Raw genomic sequence first — 17143 nt, forward strand, 5'->3', positions numbered from 1 at the left:
GCGTGGATGAATCGGACAGCTGGAGGCTGAGCAGAGCGGTGTCGACCAGCGTCACAGCACTAACCCTCGGCGGACTGGAAAAGCTTCCCGCGCATGCGCGGCGCTGTGTCTTCTGGGAGATGGACCCCGCGGTGGCGGAGGACTCGCGCAATTTCAGCGATCCGGTGTTCGAGAAGGAAGCCTGGCTGTCCACGGTCATGCTGGAGTGGGGTTCGTGCGGACAGGTGGCGAACGTCGACGGCAGCGTCGCCGGCTGTGCCTTCTACGCACCGCCGAGGGTGGTACCTCGGGCCGCGCTCTTCCCCACCTCCCCCGTGAGCCCGGACGCGGTGCTGCTGACCACGCTGCGGGCCGAATTTCCGTATCAGGGTGGCGATGTAGCCCATCGCCTGGTCCAGGCCGTGGTAGCCGATCTGGTGCGCCGTGGCGTACGCGCTCTGGAAGCGTTCGGCATCCGTACCGACCCGGCGACGCAGGCACTCGCGGAGCGATCCGGCTCGATGACATTGCTCGAGCGGATCGTCGCACCGATCAAGGGGGCGGGTGCGACGACCGAGTGCTCGCCGGAGAGCTGCATGGTCGACGCCGACTTCTTGGAGGATGTCGGCTTCGAGGTCGTGGCCCAGCATCACCGATTCCCCCGCTTGCGGTTGGAACTCGACTCCGACCACGGCTGGAAGGAAGATGTCGAACGGGCGTTGGATCAGCTGCTCGCGGCGGCATCGATGACCGCGCCGACCCGCATCGGGGCGCGCTGACGGAAACGCCGAAACGCCCCCCGCCGAGAGTCGGAAGGCAGGGGGCGTTTCGTTGCGAGAAAGCCGAGGCTACATACGGTCCGCGGCGGCCAGTTCTTCGGCCAGCAGCTCAGCGAACGTGTAGGTACCGGTCGGCTGGTCGTCCTGCCCGAGCAGGTACAGCCGCTTCACCGAGATCAAGATGGCTTCGGCGATCACGTCGCGCATACGCGGGTTGGTGAGCACCGAGGCATCGTATTCGTTGGTCAGATAACCGATGTCGACCTGCACGGTGGGCATCTTGGTGAGACGCAACAGATCCCAGGTTCGCGCATGGGTTCGGCAGTCCTGCAGAGAGGTTCGGGCGACGACCTCCCGCTGGATGAACCCGGCCAGCACCTGCCCGATCATGGACACCGAGCCGTGCGAGTTGCCGAAGTAGAACCCGGCCACACCGTTGGCCAGCGGGCTGGGGTTGGTGGCGCAGCGCAGCGAGATCATCAAGTCGGCGTCGAAGGCGTTGGACGTGTCCGCGCGTTCGGCGTCGGTGGGGTTGGCGCCCCACGGACGCGACAGGAAGGTCTCCATGCCCGTGGCCGCCATCCGCCCTTCCAGACGGCTGGCCAGGTCCCACAGGATTTCCGACTCGTAGACCTCGCCGTATTCGGAGGGCACGGCGCAACCCTTGTCGGGACCGCCGAGACCCGGATCGATGACGATCCGCTTGCCCGTCAGCTGGGGCCCCGCCCGATGCACCACCTCTTCCTCGGCGATCCGGTGCGGATTGCCTCCGGTCACCCTGGCGCCGAGCAGATCCAGCGAGCGCAGGGTGTCGGGACCGCAGATGCCGTCCGCGGACAGCCCGATCTCCCGTTGGAAAGCGGTCAACGCGTCATGGGTGTGCGGACCGAAGTAGCCGTCGACGCGGTGCACGTAGAAGCCGAGGTCCTGCAGCCTGCGCTGAAGCGTGGCCACGTCGTCGCCGTACAGCGGCGCGGACAACTGGTAGATCAGCGTGCGCGCGCCGAGCCGGTAGGACGCTTCCTTCAGTGCCCGGTAGGTGGCCGGGCCGACCACGCCGTCGACGAGCAAGCCGCGATGCTGCTGGAATGCGCGAACCGCGGAGTCGAGGTGGTGGTCGAAGGAGACCTCGGTGTCCTTCCAATACTCGCGTGTGTCCGCGTGGTCGGTAGCGATATGCGCGTGTAGGAAACCAAGGCTTGCCAGGGTGCTCCGAACCTCTGCTACGGCTGGACCGGAATCGCCGTGACGAAGTCGGTGCATGCGTGAGAGCCCTTTCCTTCCGTCAAACCCGCGGGTACCCACTCATGCGATGGGATACACCTTCGCACGACCGGAACGTCGGTCGATTGTCTCAGACCCGGACCGGGTTTCAACAATCCCCGGGTCCAGGCATCGTACGGCGCGTCGTCGGATCGCGCCGTCAGATGACGTCTTCGAGTTCGCGCAGCAGAGCCGCTTTGCCCTTCGCCCCGACGATCTGCTTGACCGGCTTACCGCCGCGGAACAGCATCATAGTGGGCAGCGAGAGGATCTGATAATCGCGTGCGGTGCTCGGGTTGGCGTCCACGTCCACCTTCGCGACGGTCAGCTTGTCCGCGTACGCGGCCGCGATCTCCTCCAGGACGGGCGCGACCATCTTGCACGGTCCGCACCAGTCCGCCCAGAAATCGACGAGGACGGGCTTCTCACTCAACAGCACGTCGTCGGCGAAGGACGCGTCGGTGACGGTGACCGTGTTGGCGGACTCGGGCATGGGTGTTCTCCTTGCGATACAGCGAGATGAAAGGTGTTGCTCGTTCGCGCGAGCTCAGTTGGCGGGGACGGTGACCGACTCACCCGCGTGGGCGAGGGTGTTCGAGGTGATGTCGCCCTGGTCGGCCAACCAGCGCTCGGCGTCGATGGCCGCCCGGCAGCCCGTGCCCGCGGCGGTGATCGCCTGGCGGTAGGTGTGGTCGACGAGATCGCCGGCGGCGAAGACGCCGGGGATCTCGGTGGCGGTGGTCGGGTGCTGCACCAGTACATAGCCCTCGTCGTCCAAGGCGACCTGGCCCTTGACGAGTTCGCTGCGCGGGTCGTGGCCGATCGCGACGAACAGGCCGGTGGCGGCCAGCTCGGAGGTCTCGCCGGTCCTGGTGTCGCGCAGGGTCAGGTGGGTGACGCTGGTCTCACCGTGCACCTCTACCACTTCGGCGTTGAGCGCGAACTTGATCTTCTCGTTCGCCTTCGCCCGCTCCAGCATGATGCGGGAGGCGCGGAACTCCTCGCGGCGGTGCACGATGGTGACGCTCGCGGCGAACTTGGTGAGGAAGGTCGCCTCTTCCATCGCGGAGTCGCCGCCGCCGACCACCACGATGTCCTGGCCCTTGAAGAAGAAACCGTCGCAGGTGGCGCAGGCGCTGACACCGCGGCCGAGCAAGCGCTGTTCCCCCGGAACGTTCAGGTAGCGTGCGGCCGAGCCCATGGCGAGGATGACGGCGTAGGCCTCGAAGGTCTCCCCGCCGACGACGACCTTCTTGATCGGGCCGGTCAAGTCGACGGCGTCCACGTCCTCGGTGCGGATATCCGCGCCGAACCGCTTGGCCTGCTCGCGCATCTCCTCCATGAGATCAGGGCCCATGATGCCGCCGCGGAAGCCGGGGAAGTTCTCGACTTCGGTGGTGGTCATCAGCGCGCCGCCGAACTGGGTCCCCTCGAACTGCAGCGGTTGGAGCTCGGCACGGCCCGCGTATACGGCGGCCGTGTAACCGGCGGGTCCGGAGCCGATGATGATCAGGTCGCGAACTGGCGTGCCGGTGTCGTTTCTTTGCTCGCTACGCTCGCTCATGGGGCCCTTCCGGGAAAATTCGATCGGACGTGTCGGTCAACAACAGGGTAATGGCTGTTGTTCCCGGCTTGTCCGGGTCACACCCGTGTGCGTGGCGCAGATCGCAAGGTCAGCCGATGTCCTGCAATGCCTTGCGCTGTGGATCGCCGGTGCCGCAGCCGGTGCCGACCACCAGCGCGGTGATCTTGGGCGGTTGCGGGCCGTTGAGCAGGATGAGCACCGCGTTGCCGCCCTGGAATCTGATGTCGGTCGACCCGAGCACCGTGCGGTCGAGACCGTTCGCCCGGACACAACGTTCGAGCGCTTCCGGGCCCGCCAGCGATCCGGTGACGTTGTGCCTGCCGAGCGCGCTGAGGGCCATGGTGGCGGTGAGATCGTCACCCCAGTCGTCGTTCCCCGGGGTCGGTTGTGCCGTGGGCGCGGGGGCATCGCCGTCGAAGGACGTCGAGAACCAGGCACCGACGCCCGCCACCGTGACGATCGCCGCGGCCGCCGCCGCGAGCCAGCGGGATCTGCCGCGCCGATACTCATCGAGAACCACCGGCGCGGTTCCGGAAACCTCTGCTGCCGCAGCGGATTCGCGCGTCCGGGCGGGGGAAAGCTGGTGAGCCGTGGCGTTCTCCGCAGGAGTCTCCTCGGGCGGTTCCAGTTCATCGATGAACAGAGCGAGCCGGGCCGTCACGTCCTCCGGCATCGAATGGACGATGTGCTCATCCCGGCCGAGAGCACGCAACGCGGTGGTGACCTCGTCCAACGCGTCGAGGTACCGCGCTGCCTCCGGGTCGCGCGAGACCGCGGGCCACAGCTGCTCGCGCTGCGCCGATGTCACATTGTCGGCATGAAGGTCGGCCAGCAATTCGGGCGTGAACGGGGGCTGCGGCACGGACCGGGTAGCCATCGCACCTCCGTTGTTCGCATCTGACATCGCGGGGATCCCCTCGCCGACGGGACCTGCCTCTGAATCGTTCAGTGGTTCGTCACTATTAATGACGCATCCCAACTACCTCCGGTTCCCCGGATCACGCAGATAATCCAATTGCTCTTTCAACCGCTGCCGCCCGCGAGCGCACCTGCTTTTGATCGTTCCCTCCGGTACACCCAGCAACGCGGCCGCCTCGGCCACGCTATACCCCTCCACATCCACCGCGACCAACGCCGTCCGCTGCTCCGGCGGCAACGAGAACAACGCACGGTCGATGACCATCGACATCTCCACCGCCGCCATCTCATCGCGCTCATCCCTCGGCTCGGGCATCGACTCCGGCGACAACGACAGCGCGCGCCTGGTCTTGTTGCGACGAATCCGATCCAGGCACGCGTTCACAACAATCGCATGCAACCAACTACGCACCTGGGACTCCGCACGAAACGCCCCCGCCGTGCGATGCGCCGACAACAACGCATCCTGCAACGAATCAGCAGCGTCCTCACGCGTATACGACGTGCGCAACGCCGTCTGCCACAGATGATCGTTATGCCTGCGCAGCAACTCGGCGAACGCATGCCGCCGACCACTCACATGCGCCCGCAACAACTCCACATCGGTGCACTCACCGAGCACGAGGGAACGCTCGTGACACATCACCGGCCGCGACGCCCCCCTGCCCAGCTCCTCGTTCACTTCGGACGACAATGCCAACCCCTTGGACGGCCCTCACGGCGGCAACGGCATGGTTGACCATCACCGAGATCTCGCAGCATCCAGGGCCGAAACGCCCGCACCTGGAACTCCCCTGCTGAGAGCGCTCCAAGATCATATCGTCCGTAACGTTTTGGCAGCAACCAAATGAGCGGCCGGAGTACGGCGGAATACGCGACGATCAACGTCGCGCAACGAGTGGCCCGCACGAAGGAATGTGCGGCGGAAGCAGAGCCGGGCTAGGGCGCGGCGTCGAAACGGATGTCGGCGATAGCCGTCTGGAACTGTCCTCCGGAATTCCCCAGTCCGGTGATCCAGACGAGAACGTAGCGTGCGGCTTGGTCGGCGCGCACCGGGATGTCGGTGACGCCGTTGTCCAGCCGGGCGGAACCGATCAGCTGGGTCTGATCCAGCGTCGGCGAGCCGGTGGGCGAGGTGCGGATCTCCACCGACGTGCCCGCGCTGGCCGAGTTGATCGAGACATTCGTGAGCTTGGCGGGGGCGGGCAGCGTGGCCAGCAGCCCGACCCCCTTCTTGAGCGCCGGGAACTGCTGGAAGTACTGATCGGTGCGCCACTGTGTGCCCGGATCGTTGTCCAGCACCGCCTGGACGTTGGCCACGCCGTCGGCGGTGCCCTCCGGGGAGAACACCGACACGCCGGTCACCGGAACCGGCACACCGGTCGACGTGAGGTTCGGGCCCGCGGCCGCCGGCGTAGGAACCGGCTGGTTGTTCGTGGTCAGGCCGATATTGCGCTGTTCGTTCAGCGGTGCATCCGAAGCGCTCGGCGCGAAGAAGCTGACCATCCACCAGATGACGACGCCGACCACCAGCGCGGCGAGGATGCCGAGGCCGACCATGATCCACATCATCCGCTGCGAGCGCTCGCGTTCGGCCGCGAGCAGTTCGGGATCGGCGAGCGAGTCGTCCATGTTCGCGGGCGCGCGCTGGCCGAGCCGGAGCACCGGAATGAAATCGGTCTTCTGATCGACCACCGACGCCTGTTCCAGCACATGCTGGACCGTCGCCGCCGTCCGCACGCCCTTGTTCGACTCCAGCGAGCGCACGGCGACCGCGGAGATCTCGAACGGCACCTCGGGACGGATCTGGCGCGGCTCCACCGGAGTGCCGTCCGGGCCGAAGTCGGCGAACCGGAGTCCGCCGACGGTCGCCGCGGATCCGCTGACACCGCCCGAGCGGATCGGCCAGCGGGCGGTGATCAGTGCGTACAGCATCGCGCCGAGACCGCGCACGTCGGACTGCGCGTCGGAGTCGGAGAGGGTGCCGGGGAAGGCGAGCACCGCATCACCCGCGGCGCTGATGCGCACCCGGTCGGGATGATCGATGGACAGCGAGCTACCGCCGCGGTGAGCCAGCTCGGCCGCCGAGGCGAGAGCGCGGATGGCCCGCGCCGCGCCGATCGGCGAGGGCACCGTCTCGGCCATCTCGCGCAGCGAGCGACCCGGCGTCCATTCCGCCACCACGATGCCGCCGGAGCTGCCGCGCACGACGTCCAGAACGCGGGCGAGGCCCGGCGAGTTGATCCGGCCGAGGCGCAGCGTCCGGGACAGGATCGCCTGAGGACCGTCCTGCCCGGAGTTCTCCGTCGCCTTCTGGTCGGCGTCGACGAAGGTCAGCGCGACCTCGCGATCGAGTTTGATATCCAGCGCCTGCCAGAATTTCAAGCCGCGGGCGCCGCCGTGGCCCGCCAGCAGACGGTAACGCCCGCCTGCCACCGAAGCGCCTGGAATAAGCTTGGGGCCGCGCGGAATCCGCCGTGCACCCAAGTTCTCGCCGCCCATCGGCGGCATCTCCGGCGAGCCGACCGGGATCATCCCGGTGTCGTACATCGGATCCCTTGGCGGCAGCTGATTCTCCTGCGGTCTCGCCGCGTCCTGTTCCGGCGGAGCCGTACCCGGCTCCTTGTTCGCGTACGCGGGATCCAACGGCTCCCCCGCGGTCGGCGGTACATCGGTGGACAGTCCGCCGGACGTGGTCGCAGAAGAATCGGCGGCCGGGACGCCGCCCACCGCGTCGTCGCTCACCCTCGGTCCTCCTTCGCCCTGATATGTCGAGGTTCCGGCGAATTCGCCACTTGTGCTTCTCTGCCGAACAGGGTACGGGAACTCACCCATGCCGGTGCGGTCAACGGCATCGGCTCTGATTACCGGCAGCACCATGGTCTGGGCGTCCATGTACGGATCGAACCGCGGGTACGCCAAGTAGGGGTCGGGCCTGCGGAGCACCTGCGTGACATAAGGATCTTCGACCGGGCTCTCCAGGTCGAGATCCGGCGCGGGCGGGGTCCAGCCGAGCCGCCGGGAAATGGCCACGGTGATGGCCACGATCTCGGGGATTCCGGCGAGTCGCATCAGGCCGAAGGCCACCGCGAACATGACGACCGCCGTGATCGCCACCCGGATCAGCGAGCCCGGGCCGTGGAAGGACGCGGTCAGCCGATCCAGGCCGAGTACCCGATCCACGATCCACATCACCGCGCCGCCCGCGAGTGACGCAAGCACGACACGGGTCACTGTGCGGCCGACGTTGGCCATCCGGAGATCACCGAGGCTGCGGTGCAGCAGCCAACCACCCACCACGGCGCCGACCGTGAACCCGAGGCCGTTCGCGACGCCGAGCGCGATCACCACGTGCTCGGCGTCGGTGACCACCGGGGCCAGCGCGGAGAAGACGATCTTGGCGGCGGTGATGCCGAGGATGATCCAGGTCGGAATCCACGCCTGCTCCCTGGCGTAGAACACCCGCAGGTGGATCAGCACCAGCGAGTACGGGATCAGCGCGAACGCCGACCAGCTGACCGCGAGGCCGAGGCGTTCGGCGTCGGAGCCGAAGTTGCCGTAGCCGTAGAGCGCTTGCCCGACCTGGGGACCGGCCAGCGTGAGGAAGGTGACCACGGGGACCAGCGCGATCATGGTCAACCGGGTGGCGGCGGAGAGATCGTCGACCACCGCGGGCGTGTCGTCGGCGGCGGCGTTGCGGCTCAGCCGCGGCATGATCGCGGTGAGCACCGTGACACCGAGGACGCCGTACGGCAATTGCAGCAGCAGCCACGCGTTGTTGTAGATGGCCGGACCCGCCGCGTCGGCATGCGACGAGATCCGCGTGGCGAAGACGAAGCCCGCCTGGCTGATCAGCACGTACAGGATGATCGCCGCGCCCATGCCGCCGAACTGCTTGAGGCGAGCGTCGACCCCCCACAGCGGGCGCAGGTCGATGCCCGCCCTGCGGATGGCCGGAAGGAGGCTGACCGCCTGCACCACCACGCCGACCGTGACGCCGACGCCGAGCACCAGCAGCTTCGGATCGCTCATGCGGACCGGATCCAGTGTGATCTCGCCGGGCATCAGGACGTACAAGCCGAGCACCGTGAGCACGACCACGTTGTTCAGCACCGGCGCCCATGCGCCGGGCTTGAACATCTGCCGGGTGTTCAGGATCGCGGTGAGCAGCGCCGACATGCCGTAGAACAGGATCGCGGGCAACAGCAGGAACGCCAGCGCGGTGGTGAGCGCGGTGTTGACCTTGCCGTCATCGGACAGGAAGACATGGGTGGTCAGCACCGGCGCCGCGGCCGTCGCCAACAGCGCGGCGGTGGCCAGGACCACGAAAGCCGCGGTAACCAGGCGCCGGACGAACGCCGCACCACGGTCCGGATCCTCCTGCTCCGCGCGCACCAGCGTGGGCACCACGATGGCGGTGAGCACGGCGCCCAGCACCAGTTCCGCGATCATGTTCGGAATCTGGCTGGCGACGGTGAACGCGCTGGCGATGGCAGGGCCGAGCACCGTCAGCAGCATCAGTTGCTTGCCGAAGCCGGTGATCCTGCTGATCAGCGTCGCGAACGCGATCGATCCCGAGTCGCTGAGTAGCCGCGAGTTCGCGCTCTGCTTCGATTCGTCCGCCTTCGGCGGCTCCGCGGTGTCGGTGGCCGCGGGCCACTCCCTGGTCCGCGGGCGATCCGGTCCGGCGGGGTCGTGCCGGACCGGGCCTGCCGGCCGTTGCCGCGGTGGTGCTGGGAACTGCTGTGGCTGCGGCGGGGCGTAGCGCGGCGGCGGCACGCGGTCGGACTCCGGCGTCGCGACCGGGATCGGCCCGGAACGGGGCGGACGCGGCGCGGCGGGGATCGGACCCGACTGCGGGGGCCGGGGCACCGCGGGGATGGCGCCGGAGCGGGGCGGACGCGGCACGGCCGGGATCGCGCCGGACTGCGGCGCGCGTGGTGGCGCCTGCCGAGGAGCGCCGCCGGGAGGGCCGGAAGGCACAGGTCCCGGGCGAGCCGGACCGGGCGGAACCGGTCGCGGTTGACCGGGCCCGGCCGGTGGCGGCGGAGCGGGATACTGCCGTGGGTTCGGGTTGGGCACCGGGCCGGGGCGCGGCGGTGGCGGCACGGGCGGCCTCGGCTGCGCGCCGGGCGGTGGCGGCGGAGGCGGAGGCATGCGCTGACCCGGCCGCGGCTGCGGTGCGGCCGGAGGACGACTGATCCGCGGCACCAGCGGTGCCTGTTCGTCGTTGTATGGACCGCCGTTCACGTCCGGATGGTCGGCTTCGGCCGGAGCCGGGCCACGTTCCCACGGCGCGACCGGCGCTCGGCGCACCGGCGGCCCGTCGAACCGGTCGCTTGGTCGAGGGCGATGAGCCGATATGTCATCGTCGCTCATCATGCCTCCTGTACCAGCCGGGATATCCGCACCCCCATCGGTGCGGTGAGCCGCGGCTCGCCGCAAAGTTTCGCCGTGGTCGGCGAACATTCTGTCAGTGGCCCCCGTCCGGGCCGGACCGGCTCGGGAACACCGTGATTGTCCTCCACCGTGCCACACGACACCGCACTGCACCACATCAATGCAGGTAGCAGCGGTTTTCGTAACCCGATCGAGCCGGGATCGCTCACCGCGTCTCCTGCAACTGCTCCTGCTCTTGTTCCTGCGCCCGCAGCACGCGCAGGCGCGCACGCCGATAGCGGTTGACCCGACGCCTGGTGCCCGGATCGAAACCCTCGTCGGCCGGATCCGGCTGTCCGCGGAACCGGCGCCACAAGCGGCGACCGGCCAGCAGGAGCAGCAGGAGTGCGGCGCATCCGGTAATTATCGCCAACGCCTTGCCGTAGGCATTCGAACGCACCGAGACCTGGGTGGGATTGCCGAGCGCGACGCCCTCCGGCGTGGTGAGCGAGATCGGAATGACCAGGTTGCGGCTGTCGCTCACCTCGGTCGGGACCTGGAAGGAGCGCGACCCGTTCGCCGGGAGTTGCTGTTCGCCGGGATCGGTGATCTTCGTCTCGGCCGGCGCCTCGATCCGGAATCTCACCCGGATGGCCACCGGCAGGTCGTTGCGCGCGACCAGCAGCAGTGGGCTCTGCTCGGACGCGAGCGTGTACACCCCGCCCGGCGGTAGCACGGTGACCGAGCGGTAGAGCTTGTCCATCGTCCGTGTGTTCTGGTCCAGCCGCCGCTGGGCGAATGTATCCGGCGGCGCCGCATCGTCGGCACGCCGATCGGAGAGGCTGAGCACCCGCAGCAGATCGTCGCGCAGCGGCGTCAGGAAGTCGTGCGGCGTCGGTTCGGCCTCCGGCACGTCCACCAGCGCGCGCATCATCTCGGTGATTCGACGGCTCTGCTCGCGCGCGGGCGGCAGGAACCGGTCCGGCACCGCGTCCTGCGCGGCCTGCGACAGATAGTCCAGCGCGTAGGGCTGCGGGTCCGGCGGCAACGCCACCAGATCGTGGAACGGACGCGCGGTGGCGAGATTGCCGCGCAGCAGCTGGTCGACCTGACGCAGCAGCGCGGTCGCCTCGTCCCGGTTGGCACCCCACTGTTGTGGCGGGACCAGCAGCAGCGAACGGCTCGCCTCCGGGTGCAGCGCGCTCCACGAGATCGCCCCGAGAGCATCCTGCAGGCGGGCCGCACGCGAGTCGTTGGTGACGTCGTAGCGGACCCGGGACGGAGTGAAGGGCGGGGTGGGCGGATTGGAGCCCACCGCGGCGAGCGCCGTCGCGGACCAGATGTCGAAAGTCACCGCGTGCAGTGCCGGGTCGGCGGCGGGAGCGGGTGAACCCGCGGCCGGCGGACTGCCCGGTACCTGCGGTGCTGGTACCGGGGCGGTGGGCTGGATCGCGGTGATCTCGGGCAACCGCACCACTTCGGGACTGACCGCGTCCGCGGTGGCTCCGGCCTCGCTCGCACCGGCCGTGGTCTGGTGGCTCTCACTGCTCGACTGCGCCCAGTCCACGCTGTCCTGCGGAACCGCCGCCGTCGAGGCGAGCACTGCGGTGCTGAAACCATGGCTGCGCAACAGCCGGCCCGCGCCTTCGTCGATGCTGCCGGAATCCGGCAGGCCGACCCCGCGCACCGACCGGGTGGAAAGGATGGAGTCGATGATCTCGGCCGGTTCGCTGATCGCGCGCGCGGACAGCGCCGGATCGTTGACCGCGGCCAGCGCGGTGAGATCGACCTGCGCGAACGGCAGCGCCACGGTGCACATCGATCCGGCCAGCGCGCGCAGCCGGTCCAGCCAGGTCTGGGCCTGTTCGGCGCCCGCGCCCGCCCTGGTCGCGCCGTCCGGATCGGACGGGCTGGCCAGCACGCGGTAACCCCTGGTCATCGCGCGCACGGTGAGCAGCAGGTCGGGGTCGACGGCAAGGCACACGGCCGAAGCCAGATCGGCGTTGCGGCCCGCGCCCGGGCTCAACGTCCCCTCCAGCGCGGCAAGCAGTTGATCGAGACGCCCGCCCTTGCCGAGCGAAGCGGCCAATTCGTCGTCGGTGAGCTCCACCTTGCCGTCCACGCTGCCCGGATGGCCCCCGACCTGCCTGGGCCGGTCGGCCAGCGGCCACAGCAGCGTCGTCGCCACCGGGGCGTGGGTGGGCGCGGTCACCGACGGGGCCTCTTCACCCGCGACGGGCGGCACGCCGAGCACCGGGAGCAGGAACCTGGCGTCGTCGAGCCTGGCCTGCGTGCCGTAAGCGGGTTCGCCGTTCACGTTCAACAACAGCGGGTAGACGCCCGGTTCCGTGATGCCCAGCGACGTGGCGCCGCTCTCGGAGCGCAACGGGATGCTCAGCGTGAACTGCTTGCGCTGCCCCGGATTCAACCGCTGCGCGACATCCTCGAAGTCGCCGTTCACGTCGTAGTTGACCTCGTCCAGGCGCAGCGTGGCACGCAACCCGGCAGGCGCGGTGATCGCCGCCGCCCGCTGGACGCGGATGCTGACGTCGTCCACCACACGGTCGCCGATATTCGTGACCGTGCCCGAGACCGTCAACACCGAATCGCTGCCGGTGGTCACCGTGGTCGGCGTCACCGAGTCGAGAGACAGCTTCAGGAATTTGGGATTCGTAGAGGTGCCGGACCCGGTAGGTTGCGCTGCGGCCGAGGCGGAATCGAGCAGTGGCAGCGTCGTCACCGGGCCGATGATGGTCAGGACCGCCACGAAGATCCGGAACAGTCCACGCGTCATCGCTTGCCGGTCTCCATCCGGTCGATCAGCTTGTTCGCCATCTCCGCCAGCCGCCGCTCGTCGGCGTAGGCCAGCCGAGAATCCAATTCACTCAACGGGACCCAGGCGACCTGGGTCACTTCAACGTCGGCGTCGGACAGTTCACCACCGACCGAACGCAGCAGATAATGATGCACCGTTTTGTGTACCCGCCGACCATCGGTCACGAACCAGTAATCGATGCTGCCGAGTTCGGCGACCACGACACCGTTGATGCCGGTCTCCTCGGCGACCTCGCGGATCGCGGTCTGCTCGGCGGTCTCACCTTCTTCGATATGTCCCTTCGGCAGCGACCACAGTAACCGCCCGCGGCGATCAGTGCGTCCGATGAGTGCCGCACTGCGCGACTCCCGAGGACCGTCCAAGCCGTCGACGACGAGTCCGCCCGCCGAGGTCTCCCGCACCGTACGCATCCGCGGCTTGGCGGCATTGGCGGCATTGGCGGCCGAACCGCGGCGCCGAGGCTGGCGGCGTCGACTGTTCGCACGATCGGCCGGAGACACCTGGCAATCCTACTGTGTTGGATTGGCCGCGCCTCCGCGCGGCGTGTTCGCGGCCCCCTTATGGCTCGCGTTCGCGCGACCGCCGCTTGCTCCTTCGTCGCGTACGCGGCGGCCGCGCAAACGCGAGCCGGGCCGCGAACGGAACATGCTCGGTCTCGCTTCGCTCGAAACCGGGAGTCGAGGTGCGCTGGGCGCATCGGTATCGGCGTTCGGGACATGGGGCGCGCCCGCTCGGCGCGGACGTCGAGGGCGACCGGTACTGGTGGTTCGCGGGGGAAGCGGTGGCCCCGCTTACAGCTGGCTGTTCGTAAGGCGGACGACCTGGGGTTCAGAGCGCAGACACGCTGGATGCTCGGGGTGTACGGCCACTGGATGGCTCGCGGCCGGGCGCGGCGGGCCTTCGCCTTGTTCGAGATCGGCGGGGTGGTGCGGAGGATCGGCAGGCGAGGGTGCGCGGCGCTCACGGCGGCTGATCGTGAGTCGATCCGCGAATCGTGGTTCGCCTCTGGGCGGTGACCACTGGGTGCTCTGTGGCGGGATGGCGGCGAGCGTTGTTCTTCGGCTCTGCGCGGCGCGTTGGGGGGTGGATCGCGAGGGTGGTTGCGCGGTCTTCGGATGCCGCTGGCTGGGTTGATGTCGTTGTCCTTATATATCTGGGCTGCTGCGGGGGCCTGCGGCGCGATAACCGTTGTCGTGGCTCGGTAAGCTGCTGCTTCGTGGTTTCGCCGAAGTCGCAGGACGCTGCGCTGGATAGACGTACCCGATTGCTCGCCGCCGCGGCGGTGACGCTCGGGGGGCTGGCGGATGTGCTGACGCCGCTGGGTGAGATGTTCGCGGCGCGGGGGCACGAGCTGTACCTGGTCGGCGGGAGCGTGCGGGACGCGGTGCTCGGCCGGTTGGGGACCGATCTGGATTTCACCACCGACGCGCGGCCGGAGGTGGTGCAGGACATCTTGCGCGGGTGGGCCGACCATCTGTGGGACACCGGCGGCCTGGCATTCGGCACGGTCAGCGCGTCGAAGGCCGGGCAGCAGCTGGAGATCACCACCTTCCGCGCCGACAACTACGACCGGGTGTCGCGCAACCCCCAGGTGACCTTCGGCGACTCGCTCGCCGAAGACCTGGTGCGCCGGGACTTCACGGTGAACGCGATGGCGGTGAAGATCGGAGCGGACGGCGCGCTGGAGTTCGTCGATCCGCTGGACGGCATGACCTCCCTGCTCGAAGGCGTGCTGGATACGCCTGCCGCGCCGGAGGATTCGTTCAACGATGATCCGTTGCGCATGTTGCGCGCCGCGCGATTCGTCTCCCAGCTCGGCTTCGAGCCGCATTCCCGGGTGCGGGCCGCCATCACCGCGATGGCCGACCAGATCGACCGCATCACCGCCGAGCGGATCCGGGTCGAGCTGGACAAGCTGATCGGGGGCGCGCATCCGATCGACGGCATCAACGTCATGTGTGAGACCGGGCTGGCGCAGCGGGTGCTGCCCGAGGTGCCCGCGATGAAGCTGGAGATCGACGAGCATCACCAGCACAAGGACGTCTACTGGCATTCGCTCACCGTGCTGGAACAGGCGATCGACCAGGAGGAGGGCGACCCCGACCTGGTGCTGCGCTGGGCCGCGCTGCTGCACGACATCGGCAAGCCCGACACCAAGCGCAACGAGCCGGGCGGCGGCGTCAGCTTCCACCACCACGAGGTGGTCGGCGCGAAGATGGTGCGCAAACGGATGCGTACGCTGAAGTACCCGAAGCAGTTCACCGAGGACGTCGCCCGGCTGGTGTTCCTGCACCTGCGCTTCCACGGTTACGGCAAAGGGCAGTGGACCGACTCCGCCGTCCGCCGCTACGTCACCGATGCCGCGGAGCTGCTCCCCCGCCTGCACAAACTCGTCCGCGCCGACTGCACCACCCGCAACAAGCGCAGGGCCGCCGCGCTGCGCGCCACCTACGACGAGCTTGAGTTGCGGATCGAGCGGTTGCGCGAGCAGGAGGATCTGGCCAAGGTCCGCCCGGATCTGGACGGCAACGCGATCATGGAGCTGCTCGGCCTGCCCCCGGGGCCCGAGGTGGGCCGGGCCTGGCGCCATTTGAAGGAACTGCGGCTCGACCGTGGCCCGCTCGATCGGGACGAAGCCGAGGCGGCGCTGCTCGAGTGGTGGAAGACGCAGAGCTGAACAGGTCAGAAGACGATCAGGGTGGTGCCTGCCAGGATCGCGGAGCGCATCTGGGCGAGATCGAACGACCCGGAGATCTCCGGCAGTTCGACGCGGAATCGGATCAGGTCGTCCTCGCGATCGGCGCGCACGATCCGCGCGTCCTTGGGCAGGTGCTCGAGCGGTAGGACGGGAACGTCGATCATGCGTCGCGGAATGCGGACGCCGAACCAGGTGGCCCGGCGTATCTCGATGCGCAGGCGGTTATCCGTGACCGACGCGTCCACCAGGGCGGTGACCAGCCGTCGGCGGTGCCTGGCTCGGATCAACCCGCTGCGGTGCACGTCGAAGTCCCAGTCCAGCGGCTGGGTGTTGAGCCACCCGGCCAGCGCCGCCGTGGTGACGGTGCCGACGAGGTCGAGCCGGGCGGTGCGCACTTTGGTCGGCACGCCCGGAATCAGGCGGACGCCGTGGGCGATCACCGTGACGGACTCGATCGGATGATCGTCCCAGCTCAGCCGCGACAGCACCGTCTTGGTCTGGAAATGCGCGCCGCGGCGGCGCACCTTCAGCACCTGCAAGGTGGCATGCAGGTCGTGGCCGAGCAGTGTCGCGCTGACCTCTTGGCCGCCGAACCGGCTCAGGATGCCCTCGCTGAGCATGGTCATCAGCACGTCGGGCAGCAGCGCCGTGACGGTGCCCGCGCCGAGGTCGGCGACCGGATCCATCCAGGCCGTGCTGAGCGCGACCCACTGCTCCAGCCAGGATTGATCGAACAGGCGCTTTCCGAGATCGACGGCCCGCAGCGGCGACCAGGACTTCGGATCGAAATACGTGGCCATGATTGGAACGAGCGTACTTGGCGCGGGGGCTCGAACCGGCGCGCTGTGACCCAGGTCGCGTGGAACGAGTGTCCTTGCCCGGGGCAAGGCTCGAGCACGAGAATCGAAGGGCCGTCTGTCACGCACTGCTGGGAGGACGCACATGGCGCTGGATCTGAACAGTGATCTCGGCGAGGGCTTCGGACCGTGGACGATGGGTGACGACGCCGCCATGCTCGACATCGTCACCAGCGCGAACATCGCCTGCGGATTCCACGCGGGTGACCCAGCGATCATGCGCAGGACCTGCGCGCTCGCGGTGCGCAAGGGCGTGCGGATCGGCGCCCATGTCGGTTATCGCGACCTGGCCGGTTTCGGTAGGCGAGAGATCGCCGTCGCGCCCGGAGAGCTGCGCGACGAGGTGCTGTATCAGATAGGCGGTCTCGACGCTTTCGCGAAAGCCGCCGGGGATCGGGTGCGCTACGTGAAACCGCATGGCGCGCTCTATCACTCGGCAGCGCGCGATCGGGAACTGGCCGACGCCGTCCTGGCCGCGATCACGGAGTACGACCCGCGGCTGGCCCTACTCGGCCCGGCAGGCACCCACTTGGAGACGGCAGCGGGGGCCGCCGGAGTGCGCTTCGTCGGCGAAGGTTTCGCCGACCGCGCCTATACGGCCGAGGGCTCGCTGGCGCCGCGCGGTACGCCCGGCGCGGTGCTGGAGCCACGGGACGCGGTCGCCCAAGCGATTTCGATCGCCGAGTCGGGAGCCGCGCGGACGGCCGACGGCTCCGGCGAGGTCGCGGTGCGCGCCGCCAGCATCTGTGTGCACGGTGATTCGCCCGCGGCGGTGGAGATGGCCCGGCGCATCCGGGCCGCGCTGGACGAAGTCGGCGTGCCGGTGGAGCCGTTCGGCTGAGGCAGGGA

At 68.7% G+C, this 17143-nt stretch carries 12 protein-coding genes; 3 read left to right on the forward strand and 9 right to left on the reverse strand.

Annotation, left to right across the window (positions count from 1 at the left end; translation table 11 throughout):
- Positions 1–38 precede the first annotated feature (38 nt).
- Entirely contained in the window at positions 39–758 is a 720-nt protein-coding gene (locus ACZ6DL_RS08535) for a GNAT family protein (protein ID WP_466050480.1), read from the forward strand.
- Between the two features lie 69 nt (positions 759–827).
- Here the strand turns inward: ACZ6DL_RS08535 and ACZ6DL_RS08540 are convergent, their stop codons facing one another.
- From ACZ6DL_RS08540 to ACZ6DL_RS08575, 8 genes are all read right to left on the reverse strand, one after another.
- A complete protein-coding gene (locus ACZ6DL_RS08540) occupies positions 828–2021 on the reverse strand; it encodes an N-acetylmuramoyl-L-alanine amidase (protein ID WP_040871373.1) in 1194 nt (397 codons plus the stop codon).
- A 160-nt stretch (positions 2022–2181) separates the two neighbouring features.
- Positions 2182–2514 (reverse strand): thioredoxin, encoded by a 333-nt coding sequence (trxA, locus tag ACZ6DL_RS08545; protein WP_040871372.1) that lies wholly within the window; start codon positions 2512–2514, stop codon positions 2182–2184.
- A 54-nt stretch (positions 2515–2568) separates the two neighbouring features.
- Positions 2569–3585 carry a thioredoxin-disulfide reductase gene (gene trxB / locus ACZ6DL_RS08550; RefSeq protein ID WP_357131449.1) on the reverse strand — a complete coding sequence of 339 codons (1017 nt, stop codon included), beginning with the start codon at positions 3583–3585 and terminating at the stop codon, positions 2569–2571.
- A gap of 109 nt (positions 3586–3694) precedes the next feature.
- The gene (locus ACZ6DL_RS08555; protein WP_466049973.1) at positions 3695–4483 is read right to left on the reverse strand and encodes a hypothetical protein; all 789 of its coding nucleotides are present in this window, start codon (positions 4481–4483) and stop codon (positions 3695–3697) included.
- 102 nt (positions 4484–4585) lie between these two features.
- Complete coding sequence (gene sigM, locus ACZ6DL_RS08560; protein WP_466050482.1) at positions 4586–5167, reverse strand: RNA polymerase sigma factor SigM; 582 nt, start codon at positions 5165–5167, stop codon at positions 4586–4588.
- Between the two features lie 296 nt (positions 5168–5463).
- Positions 5464–9903 (reverse strand): murein biosynthesis integral membrane protein MurJ, encoded by a 4440-nt coding sequence (locus tag ACZ6DL_RS08565; protein ID WP_466049974.1) that lies wholly within the window; start codon positions 9901–9903, stop codon positions 5464–5466.
- Positions 9904–10129: 226 nt separating this feature from the next.
- Complete coding sequence (locus ACZ6DL_RS08570) at positions 10130–12697, reverse strand: DUF6049 family protein (protein ID WP_466049975.1); 2568 nt, start codon at positions 12695–12697, stop codon at positions 10130–10132.
- Positions 12694–13239, reverse strand: coding sequence for an NUDIX hydrolase (locus tag ACZ6DL_RS08575; protein WP_357041030.1), 546 nt, complete (start codon positions 13237–13239; stop codon positions 12694–12696). Before ACZ6DL_RS08575 ends, ACZ6DL_RS08570 begins: the two co-directional genes overlap by 4 nt.
- A gap of 716 nt (positions 13240–13955) precedes the next feature.
- On the opposite strand from ACZ6DL_RS08575, the gene ACZ6DL_RS08580 reads away from it, so the two are divergent.
- On the forward strand, positions 13956–15416 hold the full coding sequence (locus tag ACZ6DL_RS08580) for a CCA tRNA nucleotidyltransferase (RefSeq protein ID WP_466049976.1): 1461 nt from the start codon (positions 13956–13958) through the stop codon (positions 15414–15416).
- 5 nt (positions 15417–15421) lie between these two features.
- Here ACZ6DL_RS08580 and ACZ6DL_RS08585 read toward each other — a convergent pair whose 3' ends face one another.
- A complete protein-coding gene (locus tag ACZ6DL_RS08585; RefSeq protein ID WP_466049977.1) occupies positions 15422–16237 on the reverse strand; it encodes a hypothetical protein in 816 nt (271 codons plus the stop codon).
- A 142-nt stretch (positions 16238–16379) separates the two neighbouring features.
- Between ACZ6DL_RS08585 and ACZ6DL_RS08590 the strand changes: the two genes are divergently transcribed.
- Positions 16380–17135 (forward strand): LamB/YcsF family protein, encoded by a 756-nt coding sequence (locus ACZ6DL_RS08590; protein ID WP_466049978.1) that lies wholly within the window; start codon positions 16380–16382, stop codon positions 17133–17135.
- The last annotated feature ends 8 nt before the right edge of the window (positions 17136–17143 follow it).

The organism is Nocardia sp. NPDC041819 (assembly GCF_055590505.1).

What these genes read in the sequence shown, in the direction of transcription:
- ACZ6DL_RS08540 (WP_040871373.1), bottom strand. Translation starts at nt 2,021, where the DNA reads ATGCACCGACTTCGTCACGGCGATTCCGGTCCAGCCGTAGCAGAGGTT.
- trxA (WP_040871372.1), bottom strand. Translation starts at nt 2,514, where the DNA reads ATGCCCGAGTCCGCCAACACGGTCACCGTCACCGACGCGTCCTTCGCC.
- trxB (WP_357131449.1), bottom strand. Translation starts at nt 3,585, where the DNA reads ATGAGCGAGCGTAGCGAGCAAAGAAACGACACCGGCACGCCAGTTCGC.
- ACZ6DL_RS08555 (WP_466049973.1), bottom strand. Translation starts at nt 4,483, where the DNA reads ATGGCTACCCGGTCCGTGCCGCAGCCCCCGTTCACGCCCGAATTGCTG.
- sigM (WP_466050482.1), bottom strand. Translation starts at nt 5,167, where the DNA reads ATGTGTCACGAGCGTTCCCTCGTGCTCGGTGAGTGCACCGATGTGGAG.
- ACZ6DL_RS08565 (WP_466049974.1), bottom strand. Translation starts at nt 9,903, where the DNA reads ATGAGCGACGATGACATATCGGCTCATCGCCCTCGACCAAGCGACCGG.
- ACZ6DL_RS08570 (WP_466049975.1), bottom strand. Translation starts at nt 12,697, where the DNA reads ATGACGCGTGGACTGTTCCGGATCTTCGTGGCGGTCCTGACCATCATC.
- ACZ6DL_RS08585 (WP_466049977.1), bottom strand. Translation starts at nt 16,237, where the DNA reads ATGGCCACGTATTTCGATCCGAAGTCCTGGTCGCCGCTGCGGGCCGTC.
- ACZ6DL_RS08590 (WP_466049978.1), top strand. Translation starts at nt 16,380, where the DNA reads ATGGCGCTGGATCTGAACAGTGATCTCGGCGAGGGCTTCGGACCGTGG.